25 protein-coding genes are annotated in these 21,144 nt (G+C 38.7%); 14 read left to right on the top strand and 11 right to left on the bottom strand.

Annotation, left to right across the window (positions count from 1 at the left end; translation table 11 throughout):
* The first annotated feature begins 157 nt into the window (after window positions 1–157).
* The 14 genes from RMA94_RS17830 to RMA94_RS17765 all read left to right on the top strand — a co-directional run bounded on the left by RMA94_RS17830 (window position 158) and on the right by RMA94_RS17765 (window position 13,520).
* Window positions 158–508, top strand: coding sequence for an Arc family DNA-binding protein (locus RMA94_RS17830; RefSeq protein ID WP_311083893.1), 351 nt, complete (start codon window positions 158–160; stop codon window positions 506–508).
* A 93-nt stretch (window positions 509–601) separates the two neighbouring features.
* On the top strand, window positions 602–1,099 hold the full coding sequence (locus RMA94_RS17825; protein ID WP_311083892.1) for a hypothetical protein: 498 nt from the start codon (window positions 602–604) through the stop codon (window positions 1,097–1,099).
* Window positions 1,100–1,161: 62 nt separating this feature from the next.
* Window positions 1,162–4,605 (top strand): tape measure protein, encoded by a 3,444-nt coding sequence (locus RMA94_RS17820; protein ID WP_311083891.1) that lies wholly within the window; start codon window positions 1,162–1,164, stop codon window positions 4,603–4,605.
* A gap of 80 nt (window positions 4,606–4,685) precedes the next feature.
* Window positions 4,686–5,102, top strand: coding sequence for a hypothetical protein (locus tag RMA94_RS17815; RefSeq protein ID WP_311083890.1), 417 nt, complete (start codon window positions 4,686–4,688; stop codon window positions 5,100–5,102).
* A gap of 303 nt (window positions 5,103–5,405) precedes the next feature.
* Window positions 5,406–5,534, top strand: a complete 129-nt coding sequence (locus RMA94_RS17810) for a hypothetical protein (RefSeq protein ID WP_275066585.1) — start codon at window positions 5,406–5,408, stop codon at window positions 5,532–5,534.
* A gap of 66 nt (window positions 5,535–5,600) precedes the next feature.
* The gene (locus tag RMA94_RS17805; protein WP_311083889.1) at window positions 5,601–6,077 is read left to right on the top strand and encodes a hypothetical protein; all 477 of its coding nucleotides are present in this window, start codon (window positions 5,601–5,603) and stop codon (window positions 6,075–6,077) included.
* Window positions 6,078–6,584, top strand: a complete 507-nt coding sequence (locus tag RMA94_RS17800) for a DUF1833 family protein (protein ID WP_311083888.1) — start codon at window positions 6,078–6,080, stop codon at window positions 6,582–6,584.
* On the top strand, window positions 6,581–6,901 hold the full coding sequence (locus RMA94_RS17795; protein WP_311083887.1) for a hypothetical protein: 321 nt from the start codon (window positions 6,581–6,583) through the stop codon (window positions 6,899–6,901). Before RMA94_RS17800 ends, RMA94_RS17795 begins: the two co-directional genes overlap by 4 nt.
* Complete coding sequence (locus RMA94_RS17790; RefSeq protein WP_311083886.1) at window positions 6,898–9,735, top strand: host specificity factor TipJ family phage tail protein; 2,838 nt, start codon at window positions 6,898–6,900, stop codon at window positions 9,733–9,735. The genes RMA94_RS17795 and RMA94_RS17790 overlap by 4 nt, the downstream gene beginning before the upstream one ends.
* A 59-nt stretch (window positions 9,736–9,794) precedes the next feature.
* Window positions 9,795–11,627 carry a hypothetical protein gene (locus tag RMA94_RS17785; protein ID WP_311083885.1) on the top strand — a complete coding sequence of 611 codons (1,833 nt, stop codon included), beginning with the start codon at window positions 9,795–9,797 and terminating at the stop codon, window positions 11,625–11,627.
* Complete coding sequence (locus RMA94_RS17780) at window positions 11,627–12,364, top strand: hypothetical protein (protein ID WP_311083884.1); 738 nt, start codon at window positions 11,627–11,629, stop codon at window positions 12,362–12,364. The genes RMA94_RS17785 and RMA94_RS17780 overlap by 1 nt, the downstream gene beginning before the upstream one ends.
* 46 nt (window positions 12,365–12,410) lie before the next feature.
* A complete protein-coding gene (locus RMA94_RS17775; RefSeq protein ID WP_064480013.1) occupies window positions 12,411–12,761 on the top strand; it encodes a hypothetical protein in 351 nt (116 codons plus the stop codon).
* Window positions 12,758–12,976 (top strand): hypothetical protein, encoded by a 219-nt coding sequence (locus RMA94_RS17770; RefSeq protein WP_001083663.1) that lies wholly within the window; start codon window positions 12,758–12,760, stop codon window positions 12,974–12,976. Before RMA94_RS17775 ends, RMA94_RS17770 begins: the two co-directional genes overlap by 4 nt.
* Window positions 12,966–13,520 carry a glycoside hydrolase family protein gene (locus RMA94_RS17765; RefSeq protein ID WP_311083883.1) on the top strand — a complete coding sequence of 185 codons (555 nt, stop codon included), beginning with the start codon at window positions 12,966–12,968 and terminating at the stop codon, window positions 13,518–13,520. The genes RMA94_RS17770 and RMA94_RS17765 overlap by 11 nt, the downstream gene beginning before the upstream one ends.
* Window positions 13,521–13,647: 127 nt before the next feature.
* Here RMA94_RS17765 and RMA94_RS17760 read toward each other — a convergent pair whose 3' ends face one another.
* The 11 genes from RMA94_RS17760 to RMA94_RS17710 form a co-directional block, all read right to left on the bottom strand.
* Complete coding sequence (locus RMA94_RS17760; RefSeq protein ID WP_311083882.1) at window positions 13,648–14,940, bottom strand: DUF4113 domain-containing protein; 1,293 nt, start codon at window positions 14,938–14,940, stop codon at window positions 13,648–13,650.
* A 142-nt stretch (window positions 14,941–15,082) separates the two neighbouring features.
* Complete coding sequence (locus RMA94_RS17755; protein ID WP_049083146.1) at window positions 15,083–15,718, bottom strand: SOS response-associated peptidase family protein; 636 nt, start codon at window positions 15,716–15,718, stop codon at window positions 15,083–15,085.
* 210 nt (window positions 15,719–15,928) lie between these two features.
* Window positions 15,929–17,152, bottom strand: a complete 1,224-nt coding sequence (locus tag RMA94_RS17750) for an integrase arm-type DNA-binding domain-containing protein (protein WP_049083145.1) — start codon at window positions 17,150–17,152, stop codon at window positions 15,929–15,931.
* Between the two features lie 301 nt (window positions 17,153–17,453).
* Window positions 17,454–17,723, bottom strand: a complete 270-nt coding sequence (locus RMA94_RS17745) for a hypothetical protein (RefSeq protein ID WP_311083881.1) — start codon at window positions 17,721–17,723, stop codon at window positions 17,454–17,456.
* Window positions 17,707–17,940, bottom strand: coding sequence for a helix-turn-helix domain-containing protein (locus tag RMA94_RS17740; protein WP_311083880.1), 234 nt, complete (start codon window positions 17,938–17,940; stop codon window positions 17,707–17,709). Before RMA94_RS17740 ends, RMA94_RS17745 begins: the two co-directional genes overlap by 17 nt.
* A 9-nt stretch (window positions 17,941–17,949) precedes the next feature.
* Window positions 17,950–18,189: a hypothetical protein gene (locus tag RMA94_RS17735; protein ID WP_151302368.1), complete on the bottom strand. Its 240-nt coding sequence runs from the start codon at window positions 18,187–18,189 to the stop codon at window positions 17,950–17,952.
* Window positions 18,186–18,581 (bottom strand): hypothetical protein, encoded by a 396-nt coding sequence (locus tag RMA94_RS17730; RefSeq protein ID WP_151302369.1) that lies wholly within the window; start codon window positions 18,579–18,581, stop codon window positions 18,186–18,188. The genes RMA94_RS17735 and RMA94_RS17730 overlap by 4 nt, the downstream gene beginning before the upstream one ends.
* Window positions 18,574–19,182 carry an HNH endonuclease signature motif containing protein gene (locus tag RMA94_RS17725; protein ID WP_311083879.1) on the bottom strand — a complete coding sequence of 203 codons (609 nt, stop codon included), beginning with the start codon at window positions 19,180–19,182 and terminating at the stop codon, window positions 18,574–18,576. The genes RMA94_RS17730 and RMA94_RS17725 overlap by 8 nt, the downstream gene beginning before the upstream one ends.
* Window positions 19,175–19,435 (bottom strand): hypothetical protein, encoded by a 261-nt coding sequence (locus RMA94_RS17720; RefSeq protein ID WP_151302371.1) that lies wholly within the window; start codon window positions 19,433–19,435, stop codon window positions 19,175–19,177. Before RMA94_RS17720 ends, RMA94_RS17725 begins: the two co-directional genes overlap by 8 nt.
* A gap of 27 nt (window positions 19,436–19,462) precedes the next feature.
* Complete coding sequence (locus RMA94_RS17715) at window positions 19,463–19,666, bottom strand: hypothetical protein (protein WP_311083878.1); 204 nt, start codon at window positions 19,664–19,666, stop codon at window positions 19,463–19,465.
* Between the two features lie 139 nt (window positions 19,667–19,805).
* Complete coding sequence (locus RMA94_RS17710; protein WP_311083877.1) at window positions 19,806–21,140, bottom strand: hypothetical protein; 1,335 nt, start codon at window positions 21,138–21,140, stop codon at window positions 19,806–19,808.
* Window positions 21,141–21,144: the final 4 nt, after the last annotated feature.

Below are 21,144 nucleotides of genomic sequence, written 5' to 3'. Positions count from 1 at the left end.
GGTTGATAACTCGCCCCGTCATCCGCCAAGATCATCGGGGCGTTTTTATATCCCTACTAGGGATGTTTTTAATTTATTCTTATAAAAATTTATTGTCAATCCCTACTAGGGATATTATTATTAATTTAATGACTGAAATTATATTAGAGTGATAGTTATGGGGCGTAATCTGGCAGATGTTGAATATAAGATGCGTATGACGCAAGATCTTAAAGACAAGATTGTTGAATCAGCTAAAAAGCATAACCGCTCAATGAATGCTGATATCGTTGCTAGACTCGATAAAAGCTTTTTCATTGATAATGTTAATACATTAGAGATCGATCAACTTCATCAAATGTACACTGATCTCTTAAATAAAAATGAAAGATTAACTAGTGAAAATATATTATTCAAAAATGAATTAAAAAAGATTTTAGAAAGTACCCTTGAAGAGGTAATGGGTGAAATTGTTGAAAATAAGCTTAAATCAATAGTTGAAGAAGTTTTGAAAAAAAATAAGATTTAAATTTAAAATAAAACTTGGCTTATGCAAGTTTCTTATTTATGTGACATATTTTGTACAGTTTGTTAAATTACCCTCAAATATGAGGGTATTTTTATGAAAAAGATTATTTTACTGATAACAATGATTATCTTCCCTATAGTAAGTTTTGCTAAAGGGACTGCATATGGCAATACTGATTGGGAGATGACTCCAGCACAAGTGCTTGAGGCTGAGAAAGGTAAAGCGGTAGAGATTAAGCCAGAGCAATATTTTAAATCTTTTGGAAAAGTCAGGATTAATGACTTAATTATTGCATCAGGAACTTATACAGCAAATTTCTTATTTGATGAAAATGATCGTCTAATTCAGACGAATGTGGTTAGTAATGAACAGAATAATAGAGCAATTGCTGCATCACAATTTAATGAGTTACATAGACTGTTAACACAAAAATATGGTGAGCCGGTTTTCAAATCACTGAATAAGATAACTTGGAAAACTAAAGAAACTACAATTGAGCTTTCACATACATATATTCCAAATTCTATTGTTAGAACATCTATTAGGTATGTCCCAAACACTAAGATAGAACAAGATACTTCTAACCTTTAAATATCTAACCAGAAGAAAAGCCCCGCACTTGCGGGGTTTTTTATTGCCTAGAGGAAAGTAAGATGGCACAAGAATCACGTCTCGTCATTGTAATTGATGCTAAAAATGCAGAGCGTAACGCGCGTAATCTAGGCAATGAATTAGATAGCATTGAGCGTAAAGGTGACTTTGCCACCAAATCAATGGATGGATTATCAGTAGCTACTCGGCAGCTAGCAGGGTACATGGCTGGTTTGGTTACAGTCGGGGCAGCAGTTTCAAAGATGGATACTTACACTGGCATCCAGAACCAACTGAAGCTTGTGACAGATGGACAAAACCAACTAAACACAGCAATGGATAATACCTTTGAGATTGCACAACGTTCGCGTTCATCATGGGAATCGACTGCTACTGTCTATCAAAAACTAGCAATGAATGCCAAAGATGTTGGGCTAGCCCAAGAGGATATTGGTCGATTAACAGAAACTATCTCTAAAGGTATTGCACTATCAGGAGCAACAGCAACCCAAGCTGATGCTGCCATTATGCAATTAGGTCAAGCTCTTGGTAGTGGTGCATTGCGAGGGGATGAATTCAACTCAGTAATGGAAAATGGCTATGGATTAATGCAGTTGATAGCAAAAGGGATGAATGTTCCTATTGGTCAACTTAAATCTATGGCAGAAAATGGAGAATTAACCTCTGAGAAGGTCACCAAAGCATTATTAAAAATGTCAGATGAAGCTGACAAACAATTTGGCAAAACTGATTCAACAATTGGTCAATCATTGGGCTTATTAAGCAATAGTTTAACTCAGTTCATTGGAGAGGCTGGTCGAAGCTCAGGTGCTGCGCAAGTACTTTCAGGCTCAATAGAAGGTCTTGCTAACAACTTTGAATTATTGGCAGATGGTGCAGTTGTATTAGGAATTGGAGCAATCACCAAAGCGATAATCTCGAAAACAGTTGCGGTTCAATCGGATCTTGTTGCTTCTGCTGCTCAAAAGGTTGCTGATCAAGCACAAAAACAAGATGCACTCATCCTCACTACTTTAAAAGTAAATGAAGCTAAAGCGCACCTTGCAAATGTTCAGGCAACTAATGCTGAGACGCAAGCCAAATTTGGTGCAACTGCTGCAAACGCACGATACAAAATTGCTTCAGATGCAGTAACTCAAGCGGTAATAGCCCAAACTGCGGCACAAAATGCGTTAAACACAACAACAAGCGTAGGTTCTAAAATATTCGGTCTGGTCGGTGGTTGGGCAGGCGTTCTAACTATCGGTGTTACAGCATTAGCTGCTGGCTACATGTATATGCAAGATCGAACAGAAAAGGCTAACCAAAAACTTAAAGAGCAAGCAGAGGTGGCAAATCAAGCAGCAGAAGAGTTACGTAAACTTCATGGTGTGGAAAAACAGTCAGCTATAAATGATATGACAGCTGCGTTAGAAGCCCAGAACAAGGCTTTACGCGATGCAGAATTAGCAGCAGGTGCGGCTTTAATTGATATTCAAAACTTTGCACAAGGAAATGTAGAGGTAACAAAAATATCCAATGAAGCTCGCCTAGGAACAATTAGCTACACAGAAGCACTGAGAAGACTCAATGGCATGAGTATTCCGCCAGACCTCTATAACGCACTTAAAAAACAAGTTGAAGGGTATGATCAGGCATATTTTGCAGGCGTAAAGTTAGTAGATGGCTTAAAAGCTGTAGGTATAGAAGCGAAGCTTCAAGGTAATGCAGCACAAAACGCAGCTAATCAGAATAATATCCATGCGAACAGTTTTGATGGTGTTGCAGGTGCTGCAAATAATGCAACTAATGCACTAAGTGACTATCTAAAGAAATTACAGCAAAGTACTTTTAAGACAGAGCTTACAAACAAACTTATTGGAAATTATGGTTTTGATCCTGAAAGAGCAAAAGCCTTTGCTGAGGCATATGTTCAGAATGGCAATAAGATATCTGCGCAAGATGCAAAAATTATTGATCAGAATCTTGCCGCCAACCGAAAACTACAAGCAAGTGAGGAGGCGGTTGCCCAAGCTAGACGCAATAGTGCAGCAGCTGCACGTAAGTCTAATTCGGAGTCAAGCAAAGCAAATCGAGAGGCCACAAAAGAGGCGAATGAAGCTAAAAGATTGTTTGAAGAACAAGCTAGATTACGTGATCAATTTGCAGATAGTTACGCTCCTAAATTGACTCAAATTGAAAATGATTTACAGCGTGAATTGACTGAAATCCGAAAGGCAAACTTTGGAAATGAAGAGAAAGACTATATTGCAAAGGCAACTGCTCGGGCCGAATTGAATAAAGAATTGTATTTGCGTGAATTAACATATGAAATCAATCAATTTCATTGGAGTGAAGAGCAGAAGCTTAAATACTCATATGAAACTAAGCAGATGCAAATCAAGGAAGGAACTGAGTTAACGGATGATTTAAAGCAAATTCGTCTTGATGCGCTTAAGCAAGAGTACGATCAAGAAATTGGCATCCTACAATTGGCTAGAGAACAGCGTGTATTGCAAGCTAAACAATCCTACATGCATGAAATAGACTACATGCAGGAGAGATATAGACTTGAAAGAGAAGAAATAATTAAGACCACAAGTGACCCACTGCTTCGAAATCAACTCCTTAACGCATCTTTTAGATCAGAAGATTTCGAGGTTCAGGGGAAGAGACGTAATGCCTGGGATAACTTTAGAGGGTTAAATGGCGAGCTAAGTGAGACTAATGACTTCCTTCAACTTGATAAGAGCAAAGAATCTCGATCTAGTGTTGTTGAAGAGGCTATGAAAAACAATCTCATTACAGAGGAAGAAGGTAAGAAAAAGCTGCTAGATATTGAAGAGAGATATCAAAGAGCCAAACTTGATCTTCAAATGTCTTATGGTCAGCAAATTACTGGTTCAGTTGCGGATATGTTCAAAACTATAGGGGGTGAGCAATCTAAAGCCTATAAAATCATGTTTGCAGCAGAAAAGGCATTTGCTATTGCTCGTTCGATTATGGCGATTCAGACAGGTATTGCTGAAGCAGCAGCAAATCCATTCCCATATAACTTAGCAGCTATGGCGAGTGTTGCAGCAAGTACTGCAAGTATTGTCGGTAATATCCAATCAGTGTCAGGGATTTTCCATGGAGGACAAACAAATGTTCCAGCAGAGGCATCTTATATTTTAGATAAAGGAGAGCGAGTTCTGTCGAGAAGACAAAACCAAGACCTCACAACTTATCTAGATTCCCAACGCGAAATGAACCAGTACAACGCCATTAACTCCAATCCTACTAATGGTAGTGCCACAGTCCTTGAACCAATTGTGAATGTCTATGTCATGGAAGGTCAAACGGCTGATGTGACTAGAAATGACGATGGTTCTTTAGATGTTCGCATTAGACAGATTGCTGGAGAAGTTGCAGAACAGGTTTTCTTACAGGGAATTCAAAACCCTAATAGTAGAATCAGCAAGGCATTCAAGCAAAACTACAATGCAACACCTAGACGGCAATAATTAGTAGCCACTTCGGTGGCTATTAAATTTATTCTTTGATAGATTCTAATCTTCTTAATTAAACTTTATGGAAAAGAAGAATGAGTAGAAATGATACTAATTTATTGATAAAAGCAATTTCTGAAAATGCACATAGAGAAGATGATTATCCAGATTTCTATGTGACAGTCGGGGTTGGTGGCAGCGTAATTACTGGCACTGCAATCAGTGAAGAAGAATTTTTCGAACTCGAAGAAAATTCACTTTGGAAGGAATTCTTTTATTCCCATATCAAAGAGCCAAGAGAAGAAATAATTAAAAAGTTAGATGATGGTGAGGAAATTAAATTTCCAGACTCACTTAAAGAACATTTTTTGTATCTTAAAGATGCAAAATATATTCAAAACTCAAAATTGTTCCCTGCTGCGGGCAGACCATTAAGTATTCAGATCCGTGTGTCTGATATCTCAACTTTAAGCCTTGTTGAATTTGGTCAGGGTAAGCCTGTTGATGAGTAAAGTACCTAATTAGAAGTACACACATAAGAGAAGAACTGTAAACGGAATGTAAGTAAAACCGTTAGAAGTATCACGTATAAGAGAGAACAAACAAAGAGCTGCCTGAGGGCGGCTTTTTCTATTTCTGAACTCGGAAAAACCGACGGATGAACTAAAAAATGGAAGGATTTAAAATCCTGAAAAAGCAAAAACCCCAGTGTTGACGCACTGAGGTTTTAATTAACAGTCAAGGAGAATTAACTATTAATGAATCAATCTAACGAGAATATTAACACCAAACCCAATATTAGTATAGAGGGGAAAATGAGCACGAAAGACGCAGGAAAAGTAGCCATCATTATGGCGTGGGGTAAAGCCATATCCCTTGTGACAGCTAGCGCAGCATCATTAATTGGTTCAATTGCTGTTTTGATTTGGCGACTCAACAGTTAGAGAAAGTAATGAATAATCAAACATAAAACCGACCCTAAATGAGGTCGGTTTTTTTATGAGGCCTATATGAACACATTAATGTATTGCTCAACACAAGAAGGCTATTCGGTTGCATTTCGAAGTGGGGTAGGCTCTCAAGAGCTAGACGGTGGAGCACCGCGGAACAGAAGGCTAAGTAAAAATAGCTTCCACACTGTTAGCGTTCAATGGAAAGTCTTTGATGTTGGATTTCAATATCTGCATGCGTTCTATAACGTGTGGTCTGAGACTCCTGGTCAAAGATTTAATGCCTCACTTCGGGTGAATGGTCCAGAGTTTAAGCCTTACGAATGTTTGTTTGTTCCAGATAGCTTCCAACTCACAAGCATGCAAGGCCCAGTTTATACAATTACAGCTCAGTTGCGAGTTAAACCAATTGTAGACTCTGAACTTAATAAGATCATTGTCGAGACGGGAAATGGTGGGCAAGATTTGGCTTCATTGGTAAATCCATTGGAAGAATTGGTAAATGAAGACTTGCCTGCGGCAATGGAGGGACTTTAGATGCCTGACTATACCTCGTTCTTTCTAAACTCCAGCAGTGGCGTAGTGCCGCTAGAGTGTATAGAGATTTCACATCCAGACTTTACAGCGCCTTTCAGGTTCGTAAAAAACGATACTGAAGGTGTGACTGTAAAGCATGAGTCAGCAGGGCCAGACGTTGCTTATGAATATCAGCCGATGGCTATTCAAAGATCTACAGTCACGAATGACCTTGATCAGAAGTTAAGTCTAACAATTGCTGATGTAGATGATGAACTAATTAAGTCTGTTGTTTCAGCACGTTTAGGCACCAACTGGAAATTTCGACCTTCTGTTAGATGGCGACTTTATCGTGACGATGATTTAACGGCTCCAATGGTTTCATTGCAGACTTTAGAGATTGCCACTTTATCAAAGGACAATTCAGGCAACTGTACCTTCGATGCTCAGGCACCAGAACTTAACAGCGTGAAGACTGGTGAAATCTATTCTCTAGAAAGATTCCCTTTGTTGCGGGGCATGATATGAACCTAGATCATCTCCATAATCGAGTCTGGACGAAAGACTACACCTGCAATGAATTTCTATGTGAAGCATGGAAGGAAGTTACAGGGCAAGAACTTAAAAAACGCCTAGAGCGATTTTTAAATGGGAAGGGTAGCTTCAAGAAACTAAAGGAGCCTATTTCCCCCTGTATTGTTTTTTTTACGAATGGCAAAAGAAGCTCGGCACATGTCGGGCTTTTTTATTGCGACAAGGTTTTGCATTTAACAGGCCGTGGAGTGCAGTACGTTCCACTTGAAATTATTTCCATGAACTTTCGGGAAACGAGGTTTTATAAATGAGTTTGAAAAAAGTCATCATCGTTCCTGATCCGTACAGTGAAGAAGGCCGCTCTGAAGAATATGTTGAGGATGTTTTAGCTTATATCTATCAGCAGTTTTCAGTATGGCCTGAAGATGCAAGGATTTATCATAATCACATTGCAGATTCTTGTGATGTAACACCATGCAATCCAAGAATCATTGATGCTCAGATTAAGCATTTGCAGTCACTTGATGGAACGTTCTATGTAGTAATTAAGGGTGCAGTGGTTTGGTGGTTGCCATATCTATACTATGCAATTGTTGCAGCGACTGCGGTTTATAGCCTTTATACCGTTTTAACGATGCCAAAGCCTCAAGCACAACAGGCAGGCTCAGCAAATAATGAATTGGCACAGCGTACTAACCAAGCAAGGCTTAATGCACGCATTCCAGACCCATTCGGAAGAATTCGTTCTTATCCAGATCTAATCGCTCAAACCTACACAATTTATAAAGATGGCATCGAAATTGAAGAATGTTTGATGTGTATTGGCCGAGGGTATTTCCAAATTTTGGATATGCGAGACGGTGACACAGATGTAGCCAACATATCTGGCACATCAGTATCAGTTTATGACCCGTTTACTTCAATTATTGGAACTCCAATTTATCAAGTAGGCGAGGCATTTACGGAGCTTCCAAAGTTCGTACGCAACTCAGCGTCTATCAATGGTCAGACTATCGAATTACCTAATAGTGCAGTGCTCGAGTCGAGTAATGTGTGGTTCCAAAGCCCAAACCTTATTAAAGGTGCAGGTTTAGACTTTACACAATACTTTGCCGCAAATGACCGTGCTGCATTAAGTGGTGCTGTGTATGGTGTGCAGGATGTGAACCTTTCAGGCTCAATTATGGTTAATGAAGACAAGATGGTTATCATCGAGTCATCCACTAATATTGATAATCCGAACTTGTTTAAAGGTTTGCAGTTGACTGGTGCGTTAGTTGATATTGTGACTGTGACAGGAACTCCGCCCGATGAAGTAACTGAAACTAATACGCGCGACTTATCTGGGCAATATATTGTTTCTGGTGTAACAAAGACAGTGATTACAGGTGGTTTTCATTATGAGATTACCTTATCAAATCCTGAAAAGATCAATGCTAACTGGCAGTATGTTAATAAGAGCTACACTATTACAGCTGGCGCTGTTTTAAATAGAAACTCAAACTCAATAACCCTTGACGACACTTACACCATCAATAGCGTTACAGCCGATACGATTGCTTTAGTAAATCCATCAGCCATTAACAGCGATTGGGATAAGTTGCTGACACTTCCAAACCAAAACACTCAAGGACAAGAGGTTCTAGTCCGTTTTGATGCGGTAAGTTCTAAGTATGTTGGGTGGTTTAACTTTGACATGCCAGAAGCTACCCAAGCTGTATTTAACTTCTTCTTTCCTAATGGTCTATTTTATCAAGACAGTAAAGGTGGTGTATGGGAAGAAAAAATCACAGTAATTATTGAGTTGCAGGCGATTGATAGTAACGGTGATCCAGTCGGATCTATCACAACCATTAACCAAGAGATTCGAGCTAATAACAAGTCACAGTTTGGTAAAACGATTTACATTGATTTGCCTACGGCTGGCTCGTTCCGTTTCCGGTTAAGCCGCACAACAGCAACTCAAGCAGGTAAAACACAAGATACTTGCAAGATTAAGTCTGTGTATGGCATGGCTGATTCAACGATTAGCGATTATGGCAATGTGACTGTATTGCGTTCTCGCACAGTGGCCACAGATGGTGCACTTAGCATTAAAGAACGTAAGCTGAACTGTTTAGTGAATCGCAAGCTTCCACTTGATGGAACAGGGCCTTTACAGGTCACGCGATCAGCAGGGCAAGCACTTATTAATCTGGCTTTAGATGAGCACATTGGACGCCGAACCAGTGCTGAGGTAGACATTGCACAAATTAATGCTGAGATTACCAAAGTTAATGCTTATTTTGGTTCAGACCTTATGTCTGAGTTTAATTACACGATCGATGATGACAATCTAAGCTTTGAAGAAATTGCAGGGATGGTCGCTAGTTCTGCATTCTGTGAGCCGTACCGGTTCGGGAGTCTAACCCGTCTCAAGTTTGAACAACCTCAAGAAAATGCAGTGTTACTTTTTAATCACCGGAACAAAGTTCCTTTAACTGAGAAAAGGTCTTATACATTCGGTGTACAGAAAGATTATGACGGGGTAGAGCTTGAATATACATCCGATGAGGATGATGCGCGAGTTAAGTACATTATTCCTGAAGACATCACGCCTAAGAATCCTTTGAAGATTACGACAACAGGTATTCGCAATGAAGCTCAGGCCAAAACAAGAGCATGGAGGGAGTGGAACAAGCTCCGATTCAAATACATGTCTTGTGAAGTTGAGGTTCTAGACGAGTCTGAATTGCTGATTCGAAATGATCGTATTTTGATGGCAGATAATACAGTTGTTGATACACAAGATGGTGAGGTTGAAGGCGTAGATGGCCTGATTATCCAAACCTCTCAGCCATGCACATTTGATGTTGGTAGTGATTACTTCATTCACTTACAAATATCAAATGCCATGGTTGATGTAGTGCCCTGTACAGCAGGTATTGATAAATATCATGTAGTGCTTAGCCGACCACCAGTACAACCACTTGTCGTGAGCGACGATCGATATGTTAAAACACTCTACACACTAGTTCGCGCTGATCAATCAGAAGCACAGGCATTCATGCTTGAAGAACTTACTCCTCAAACTCAAATGACTAACACGCTGAAAGCATCTAACTACGATGCCCGATTCTATGAGCGTGACCATGACTTTATTTAATTAATTAACAGAAATCCAAGCCCCTTAACTGGGGCTTTTTTTATGCTTGGAGAAAAGTAATGACTAGTGAAATCATTACTCGGCAAGAGCTTGAGGATGCGAAAGCAGATGCTCGAAGCTTAGAAAAATTTATTAGCGGCACTGAAATTGAAGACGTATTAACACGGCTCGGCATGCAGTATCCAACACTTGCAAAACTGATTCGCATTTTGATGGAAACTGGAGGATGGAAGGCTTATGCAACAGAAGCAGCGTTACTTGCAACAGTTCCTACGGTCAATCCATCGGTAGGATATGCATTTGATACAAAGAAAATGTACCTATGGAATGGAACAAACTGGATAAATGAAGGCTTAAGCCAGCTAGACCAAGCGAAAGATTTTACTGTTAAAGCTAATTCTATTGACTCTCGCTTCCAGTTCCGAGATTTCAATTTTTATAGTGGCGCAGTAACAATCCCATTGTATATGGACAGTAATTTCAATGTCCTGTTCGGATTAAACACTGTCACAGATGAGCTTTATGGGAATGGCTTAATTGATAATAAGCGCCTCAGCTCAATGCATGTATTCACAGGGGTAGGTAAATATCCACTTGTTATAGATAGTGTTGGAAATACGATCCTAGGATACGACGCAATTCTAGATCAGCTTTTCGGAGTGTTTCCAGGAAGTACTTCAGGCAGTTCAAGTCAACCAGATGTACCTTTGCCTTTTACGATGAGTGTGAAAGCTGTCAACTATATTCTTGCGTATGGACAATCTTTATCAACTGGTGTGGGTCAAAACGTAGCGGTTTCTACATCACAGCCCTTCTTTAATACGACCTTTGCGAGTGGTGTTCGTGGGAATGGTGGCGACTTCTCGGGTTTAAAACCACTCGTTGAAGATACTGCCAAGCCCACACCAGACGGTGAAATTCGCTCAGGGGAGACAATCTGTTCAGGAGCAGCTAACTATGCTTCTCTATCTGCATACAAAGAAAATGGGATTAAACCGCAAGATCATGTGATTTTCGCAAGTACAGCAGGGCACGGTAACTATACGATCCAGCAACTTTCGAAAGGTTCTGAGTGGTATAACACGCAATTCATTAACCATGTCACAGGGGCTAAAAATCTAAACCCAGATTTGGCCCTTCATGTAATAAATTGGGCGCAGGGCGAAGCAAGTGTAGATAGCACACAACCAGTTCATTATGCGGCTCTAATTCAATTTCAAGCTGATGCTGAAGCTGACATTAAGGCAATTACTGGTCAAACAAGCCCAGTTTTAATGTTTACATATCAGCACAGCACATTTATTTATAAAAAGCCTGCGGTTGCTTTGGCTTTATTACAAGCGTGTCAAACCTCAGAAAAGTTTTATTTTATTGCCCCGACTTATGCATTTCCACCTGCCGTTGACAATATTCATTTATCTGAAGTCGGATATAAGTGGCTGGGTGCATACTATGGTCGCGCGTATAAACAAGCAATACATGACAAGATTAAACCGCGGGCAATTATGCCAAAGGGCGCAACAATAAGTGGGAACACAATTACTGTGAAACTTAATGTTCCTCATAAGCCTCTTGTTTTTGACACCATTAATTTAGCTTCAACAAGACAGGGCGGCTTTGCAGTTTTCGATGGCTCTAATGAAATCATGCTCACTGATTGGTATGTTCAGAACGGTGATGAAGTAGTCCTTGAGCTTGCAACTACTCCGACTGGAACAGTTACTGTGAATTATGCGATTGATTATCTAGCTTCATCCTTACAACTGTTTAAAGGTGCCAGCGGTAATTTACGTGATTCATGTACAGATACTTGCCAAGTAGAAGGTGAAACAAAACCAATGTTCTACATCTGTCCACATTTTTCTTTAACAGCAATAAGCGAGAATATCTAATGAGTAACGTTGTTATTAAACTTCCAGTTGTTTCAAACAATGCTCGCGTAAGAGTAAATCCAGCAGATATTGCAAAGTTATATACAGCAAAAGATTATGAATATCGCTATTGGCCCCTGAAAGGTAATATTTATTCAAATGATTTATCAGATCAGTTGGTTCCAAAGTCTAATTCCGTTTATAGCATTGCGCCGAATTATCTACATTTCGAAAATTCGGCAGCTGGCAATGGTTTAGCAACATCTTTTGTGCCTGCAGTAGATACACGCTTTTTTGTATCAGGTGTCTTTACAGTAACTGAGTTTCCTACTGCTTTGGGAATGTTATTAGGAACATTTAATAACCCGTCTGGTGCAATGCAGGGATTCACGTTCTATGTAAATGGTCCCGGCAATAAAAATTTAACTGTCTTATTTAATGGTTCACAAATTGGTGTTGTTTCTTTGGCCACTTTAAATAAACCTATTTACGTGTCTGCATTTATTGATACCTATAATAAGCGTATGGATTATATGGTTGTTGCAGAAGATCAAACTTTCACAGGTCAACGCACCGTCACAACATATGTAGACTCAGGATTGCCAGTAACTATTGGCAATACAATGCAAGCACAAATCGGTGATGGTAAATACAATTGCTACGACTTTGTTGCAGATAATCTAAATAGATATAGCGACTTAACAAGCTATTACAATGAAGCGAAAACTCGAATGAATCTAAAAGGTATCACCATTTAAGGCACTCGAAAGAGTGCTTTTTTATTGCCGAAATTAGGGGGAAGGCATGACTGAAGCAGAAACATATGGAACACGAATTGAGAGAAAGCTTGATTCTGTTCAACAAGAGGTAAAGATGCTCTCGGAAACTGTGCTTCGACTAACAGTTATCAATGAACAACATAAGTCACTTAGTGATGAAAATGCCAAGAAAATCGAAAGAATGGAAGGTGAAATTCAACAAGCTAAAGGGGCGATCAATTTGCTTAAGATTGTCAGTGGGGTAGCTGTAGCTTCACTTATCACCTTTTGTACATGGATTGTCTCAGCAAACCAAGTAACACAGCAGCGTATATCGGACATTAATCAGAAGGTCGCTGTCATTGAATCAAAACTTGCATTCCGAGGTGGGCAATGAATAGTGAAAATACTCGCGCTTATCTAGCTTTCGCATTAGTGGGACTGATGTTTGTTTTAGTGATTGCTTTATTTTTTGTGGATATGCCACGTGAAAATAGCAATCTAATTAATACAGCTTTGGGTTTTATTGCAGGCGCCATGACAACAGCATGTGGCTTTTATTTTGGTAGCTCTGAATTAGAGAAAAAGAAAGGTGAATCCAATGACAACTAAACCATTCTTCGACGCTGCCCGTGTCATTGCAGGTGGCAAACTAACGCAAGCACAAGTAGATGATCTAAATAAAGTGGTCGAAAAACTTGCACCAGGTGGAAAAACTACAAGTGATGATGGTATAGATTTAATCACAAGTTTTGAGGGAACAAGATTCAAAGCTTATGACGATGGTGTTGGAGTCTGGACCATTGGCACTGGCACCACAGTTTATCCAAATGGTGTGAAGGTTAAGCAAGGTGACATTTGCACACCTGAGCAAGCTAAGACTTACTTTAAGCATGACTTAGCGAAATTTGAAAAGACAGTTAATGAATCTGTAACTGTGCCCATAAATCAAAATCAGTTTGATGCTTTGGTATCATTGACTTACAACATTGGCTCAGGTGCTTTTAAGGGTTCAACATTGCTTAAGTTGCTCAATAAAGGTGACTATCAAGGTGCTGCAGATCAGTTCCTTGCATGGAAAAAGGCAGGTGGTAAAGTTATGAAAGGTCTAGTTCGTCGCCGAGAAGCAGAAAGAGCACTCTTTTTAAAGAAGTAACTTATATGTGTAAGCGTACTAAAGTTGCATCAATCATCACAATGCTGTGCCTACTCTTCTCAGGTTGCACAGCTCACACTATTAATACCTCAGTTAATGTTGGTATTTGTGTAAAAGTCCTTTAGGCTTACTTATTAATCTTGGGTAAGCCTTCCCAACTAAAATAGTTCTGAGTCAGTTTGTCCCGAGTCATAGACCAGCCTCTATTGGGCAATCTACAACTACCCACAGCAATTTTATGCTTTCCAAACTTCTCGACTACTTGTTCGATGGTAGTCATTAAATTCTCATCCTTTTTGACCTTATCCCAATCAGTTAAAAGATCGTAGTTAAAGGTATCTTTAGGCTCCAAGCCTGTCAAAATAACCCCGCATTTTTTATATTCAATTCCCCGCGCATATAAATGTCTTATTAAGAATGTTGCTACTTGGACCAGTCTCATTACATTGTCAGTTGGAACACTCATAGGCAATGAAAGCGACCTATTAAAGAAAGGTCTGTGTTTATCAAATGGGTTTGATTGAGCAAAAACAATAATACAGCCACAAAGCAATCTATCTTTTCTTAACCGGACCACAGCATTTTGCATGTAGAGTGAAACGGCTTCTTGTAGGTCTATTAATTCTGTAACCTTCTGTCCGAATGACTTGGATGAAATGATCTGCTTTTTGCTTGGCGGTGAATGTTCAATCTCAATGCAGGATATGCCTTGTAACTCGTAAACAGTTCTTTTCATGACTACTGAAAACTGCTGCTGAATATACTCAGGGCAGGCCATAGCTAAATCTAGAACAGTATTAATGCCCATGGTTGCTAACTTCTTAGAATGCTTCCTTCCAACTCCCCAAACTTCTGATACATCAATTGAAGTTAGATACGATTCCTTATTGCATGGATCCATGGCAACTAAATTACACACACCATCAAATGCTTTATTCTTCTTTGCTATGTGGTTTGCAATCTTTGCCTCAGTTTTAGATCTCCCAATCCCAATACAAACAGGGAGGCCAATCCATTTCCATATCCTTTCTTTCATGCCTTGGCAATAGGTAGTTAGGTCATAATTATTTAAATAAGCTGTAAGATCTAAAAAGCACTCATCGATTGAATAAACCTCTTGCTCGCTCTCAGTAACGTACGTGCGCAAGATTGCCATGAACCGCTTGCTCATTTCAGCATAGACACTATAGTTACTTGAAAGCACCACAACATTATGTCTTTCTACAATGTCTCTGATTTGAAAGAGGGGAACTCCCATCTTGATTCCAAGCTCTTTAGCTTCTTGTGATCTAGCCACTGCACAGCCATCATTATTGCTGAGGACAATAACGGGGCGGTTATTCAGTTCAGGCTGAAAAACTCTTTCACAACTGACATAGCAGTTATTCACATCTACAAGTGCAAAGATTCGCTCTCTCATGGTTATCTTGAAAACGTTACAAATTCAAAATAAATGGTAGAGCTGAGCCTGAATAAATTCAAATTTAAAAAGTTGTGGATAAATAAGCACTAGTCGTAACTTGTCGCAGTGATTAGTGCATTTGGTCGGAAAGTAAACGGTACTAATTTGCTGTTTTTCTTTGTTTTGGGAAATAGTCAGCAGTAAATTCACCTAAGGGCATTTCAAAGAAAAATTGATCAGCATCTTCTTTCTTGCAGTTCAACCAATCTTCTCGATACTCTTCTGGAATGACGATAATCGATCTCTTTTCATCTTCTGGTTTATGGAATTGGCTCATGAAAGGGTGATTATCTGCATTAATAGTCAGCATCGACATAGATCTAACTTGTTGGCCATCAATAACGGTTGAGTCGTAAATAGCTGCTACAGTGAAAGGCAAACCATCTTCTCTAAAAATCCCCCAGCGTTCTGCTTTCCCATTTACATAACGCGGTTCATAAATCTTTTCGACTGGTATTAAAGCAAACTGACTCTTAGCCCATGCGTGTCTAAAGCTAGGTTTTTTATCTACCGTCTCAGTTCTGGCGTTATAAGTGTATTTAGAGAATTTCAAATCATGGTTCCATGGAGGAATCATGCCGAACTTAACTTGACGCCATTCAATATTCCCATCTTTGGAAAAAATAAGAGGGCAGTCATAACCGGGATAAACATCCGCCTTATAGTCGAAAGTTGGTTCGAAGAGATCTAAAAGGTGGACGCGATCTTTACTGATAGGTTCGTAATTGGCGCACATATATAGATCCCTCTAAAGTTATATAATCAATCCGGTGTCAGCTATGTATAAAACTTACTACCATAAAATTATTCCTTAAACCTAATGACCATCCTATCTCTTTATAAAATGGCTCACCATATTTTATTGTGTACTCAATATAAAAGTAGACCCAATCTTTCATTTGCTAATTCTCAATTATTTAGTAAGTGATTTTACATTTAAGGGTTCTTAACTAGCCCATCTATCTACAATATCAGCCCAATCTTGCATCATTTTTCTACGTTCATCTAAATATAGAGCATGGTTATAGGTATCTCTAATTTTGTTTTTATCTACATGTGCTAACTGTAGTTCAATATGATCTGAAGGATAGCCAAGGTCGTGCAAAATGGTTGAAGCGGTAGCACGAAAATCATGTGCAGTCAGATCATCAAAACCCATTGAAGCAAGGGCACTATTAATTGAGGATTTATTCATTAGTTTATTTAGATTAAACACACTAGAGAAAACATACTTTCCAGATCCAGTCTGTGATAGTTGATCAATTAAAATAGCCTTCACTTGTTTTGACATAGGGATGATATGTTCCCTATTCATTTTGATATTACGTTGACCTGAATTTAACTGCTCCTTTGTGGCTGGTGGGATTCTAATTAAATCATCTTCAAAGTTAATCCACTCCCATTGAAGTCGAGTAACTTCAACAGATCTGAGCATTGAATAAATCAGAATTAAAATACTATTTTTGGTAGTTGCAGCACCTTTATAGTTAGTGAACCTATTCCAGAAAACACTCTTTTCTTCGTCAGACATAGGGCGCGCACCTTCTTTAGCAGGCCGCTCAATTGTATTTTTAAGTGCTGAGATAGGGTTTTGCTTACATCGAGATGTGGCAATAGCATAATCAAGTATTTGACTAGTAATTTGTCTGTTTAGGATTGCGGTTGCTTCTCCAGTACCAAAGTTAGATTGTTTTCGTATTCTAGCTACAGTCTTTTTTTGCATTTGCAAAACATCAAATGCTGTAATATTTTTAATATCTTTATTGCCAAGATTGGGGAAAAGATCTTTCTCAAATGCAGTTTCGACAGCCCGTCGATAACTAACTGAACGTTTATCTTTTCTGCCTTCGTACCATTCTTTGGCAATATTTTTAAAGAGACATATTTCAGTTAATAGAGCCTGAGCTTTTTCTTCCTGTCTTTGCTGAGAAGGATCTAAATTTTGGCTAAGTAGTGTTTTTTGCTCTTGGGCTAGTTTTCTCGCTTGTGCCAAGGTCACAATTGGATACTCACCAAGACTTATCATCTTGGCAGTTCCAAGAAACCGATAACGGAAGCGCCAAAACTTTGAACCATTAGTACGAACTTCAAGACAAAGGCCAGCTTGATCAGCAACACGATAAGTTTTATCTTGTGGTTTTAATTGCTTAATTTTAGTGTCATTGAGCATTTGAGTGAGTAACGCAGGTGAAAAATATGATTACTCACAATGTTACTCACAAAAATAGCGGATGTCATCGAATGCGGGCGAATTAAAACGAATGCATGAACTAGATAAAAATTAAGAGGGAGTTTAGATTGCGAATGAGGACGAATGTAGGCGAATTTCACTTCTTCTAATCGATCATTAGAAGCATTTTAGATTCAACTCACTGATTTATAAAAGGATTTATTTTTGATGTGGTTTTGATACTCAATTTGGTACTCAAGATTGAAAAAGTACCTAAGTCTTTGTACAAAATAAAGCCACCTCAATAGGTGGCTACTTTACCAGATTCTTTTGTGTCTGTAACGACAGATTGCACGTATGACAATAACCAAAAACTTTTTCGCCCATCCTTGTATGGCTTATGGTATCTGCCTTCACGAATCCGTGCGTCTAAAGTTTCAGGTTCGATATTGAGCATGTGTGCAAATTCTTCACGACCAACACGTCTCTCTTCTTTAGATTGAGCCAATCGTTCAACTACAGCCACAAGCTTTTCCATTAAACCTGGTTCTATTTTAATTGCTTGCCGCATTCTGTTTTTCCTCCCGCTTAGCATTTACGCGCTTTATTACTTTATTTAGAGTCTCTCGAGTCATACCAAGAATTTGTGCTGCTTTGGTTTTATTACCTCTGGTCTTGACCAATACCTTTTCAATAAGTAAGAATGCGACATGGTTAAGGATGTCTGTATACGAATCACCATTTTCTAGCGCTACGTCTAAATCAGCTTCAGTTAAAATAATGTTCATTAGATCACCTTAATCAAATCTAATGGTTGAACCTTTCAACCAGCCGCTACAAACAGCACCGCTAATTTTCTGGCCATCTTTGTTTTTGGCCGTAAACTTTGTGGCAAAGGTGTCATCTTTACTACAATTAAAGAAGGCGTGGCCATGTGTTTGGATATCTGTAAATCCATTTGCTTTTAGGGCTTTGATTGCATCATTAGAAGAAGAGCAACCACTTAACAATAAAGTTATAAGTAATAGTTTCTTCATAGCTCAGCTCCAGATTCAACAACTAGTGGTAATTCCATCCACCGATCAGGTTGTGGGTCATCTCCACCACAACAGCCGCAGCCGTGATATTCCAAAATGAGTGGATTAAAATTTTTATCCTTCGGATCCCATTCACCTTGAAAAACCCCTTCAGAATTCTGAAGTAAGATATTTCTATCTTTAGGTGCCGTTTCGATAGGTTGCCATGTGGTTAATTTTGCTTTAGCCATCCAGGTTTCTTGCATTAATTCAACGTCGTTATAACCAAGAGCACAGCCAGCTTCTCGAACCATATTTGTAATAACGCCCATGCAATTCCAATCTATTTTCATGATGCCCTTGGTTTTGAGGAAGGCAACAAATAATTCTCTTTCAACTTTTTCATTAACCATTTTGTACATCCTCTTTTTTTAACTGACATGCTTTGGTTTTAACCTTGGCCATAATCAAACAAGTTTCATTCGTTATAGGATTAGCCAACTTATGAAAGCTTTGTGAATATCGAACCATTTCTGCTTTGCTCATTAAGATTAGATTTTCAATTCGACAATCAGTTTTATCCTGATTCTTAAATGCAATCACATGTTTATCAGGAACAGGGCCATTATGTTTTTCCCATACATGTCTGTGTTTTAGGACAAAAACATTAGGTTCTGCAATTTTGATATGAACATAGCCATCCTTTTTGTCAATTCGTTCGTACCCAATAGGCTTTCTATTCCAAACGTCTTGAACCTTCTTGAAACTTGTTCGATTTGCACCAGTTAAACCTTTCGTACCCTTGTTAGGGGGAACACTTCCTTTTTCAAAACAACCAGTGCGACCGGTTCTCCATTTGTTGCGTTTACATAAACTACTAATGCATTGAACTGACAGTTGCGTATTAAACTTTTCATTGAAAAGCTCGGTTAATTCTTTACGCTCAAGGGTGCAGTTAGACTTTACAAAGTCCAACTGCTCAGGCGTGTATTTAATAGCATGTCCTTTAGCCATGGCTAATTGTCCGTTGAGTTGCTTGGAAAGCTTCAGGAAGATTTTCAGCACCTTCTTTCATGCCTCGATACTCAGCAACGAGCTTAGTAGCCTGAAGTTGTAAATTAGCGTTCTCAATAACTGACTTACATATTTCGTTTACAGCACCGGCACGAGAAACTTCTTCTTTAAGAGCATCACCTTTAAGTTCGTTATTACTTAAACGATCCAATTGAGCAAAAAGGTGTTTATTTAATTCTGATAAATTTGACATTTGTTCTCTCCAGGAAGAAACACCGAGTTAAGCCTTCAGGTGTTCTTCAAATTCTTTACCAAGTGAATTAGCCAACTCATTACCTGTTAATTCACGAGTAACCATTCCGTACTGCTTTTTAGATCTAAAATTAAAGCCGCGACCGTCTTGCATATCTTTGACCTGGTAGCCCAAGAGGGCTAACCAAATTTTGAATGCAAGGAGGTTTTTGCGTTTAACGACCGTTCGCATTACCTCCTCCAGCTGCCTTCCTTTAGCTTTGCGTCATAAAGACATTGCTCAATTTCTGAAGCGTTCACATTGTCAAAGTGGTGGTTCATGAAATCGCCAATAACAATTAATGTTCTTTTTGATGATGAATATCTAAATTTCATGGCAGATCCTCATCGATCAAATATTCGTTTTTAGCTTGATCAAGTTCTTTCTTTCGAGTTGTTATGGCTTGCATCATTTTTGGTTGTGCAAGTGGATCTAGACTATGAATGTCAATTTCGTATGCATCTAAAGTGGCTAAGTCTGAAGCATTTTGGATTTTTATAAGCAATGAAGGTTCATTTGCTTGCTTATCTTTTTTAAGCTCCTCGAGGCGTCTATGAATATGCTGTAATAAAGGAGCACGTTGTTCTGCTGACCATTGAGTTGTGTACTTGGTGACAGCGTTCACTTCTGTAACTGTCTTTGATTCATCTACACGTTTTTTTAGCTCAACAAGTTTTTTTTGATATTTACCTTCTTCCTCTTCGATAGGTTTTTTATCATTATTTGTTTCTTCATTAGGTGCATCCACAACAATAGAGGGTTCAGCGCTCTCAAAAGTTTTTGCTTTAATATTTAAACGCGTACATAGCTCAGCATTTTCAACTTCAGTTAATCCGCCGTTAGAGTTAATACGAGTACGAATAAAATCTAAGTCTTCTTTACTCTTAGAATTAGAAATCTCATCAATAAAGGCTTCACATAAAACTGATAATTCAGGGGCTTGAGCTTGATCTTCAGCTGAGTCGAATAATTCATGTTTTTCACTTTCAGCTTCAGCTCTAATTAATGCAAGCTCTGCTAATTTTGCATCTTTAGCATTCTCTATAGCTTTTAATTGTTCTGGTGTGAAGCTGTGTTTCTCTAGGTCATAGCAAAGCGAATTAATTTCAGGTTCGGTTTTACTACGGCTGATACCATCAAGCACAATATCTTTTTCGGCTTCTACTAGTTGCGGATCTTCCGGGGTATCTTTTTTGCTTGTACGCTTTTTATTTTGTTTAACTTCGGACTTTTTCTCATCGATACCAGTTTCGATAAAATCTACAGTCTTAATAATAATCCCCATTTCTACGCCTAGAACTTTTTGAAAGGCTCTAAGTTGGTCAGAGGCATTATTTAAATCTCGCTGAACGACTCCGTTTGCAACAAGTTTGCAAACATAGTCATTATTAGATTTGAATGAACTTTTATAAATATTTGAACAAGAAAAGTCGATTGCATAAATTTCTTGATCATCAATTAATTCATCTAATGTGCATGGTTTTGTGAATGTGAATCCAGCAAGTTCGATCTTTTCAATATCAATGCAAAATTGATATTCAGGTTTTCCAAACACGGTTGCAGGGAACTGATCTAGCTCTAAAAATTCACCATCCATGTAACGGCATAATAAATTTTTGCCCTTTTGCAAAGCTGCAAAAGCTTCTTGATTATTTAAAATATTCATCGTT

Origin of the sequence: Acinetobacter sp. V115_6 (assembly GCF_031799025.1) — a bacterium.
Taxonomy (GTDB): Bacteria; Pseudomonadota; Gammaproteobacteria; order Pseudomonadales; family Moraxellaceae; genus Acinetobacter; species Acinetobacter pittii.
This window is presented reverse-complemented; position numbering and strand designations above follow the sequence as displayed.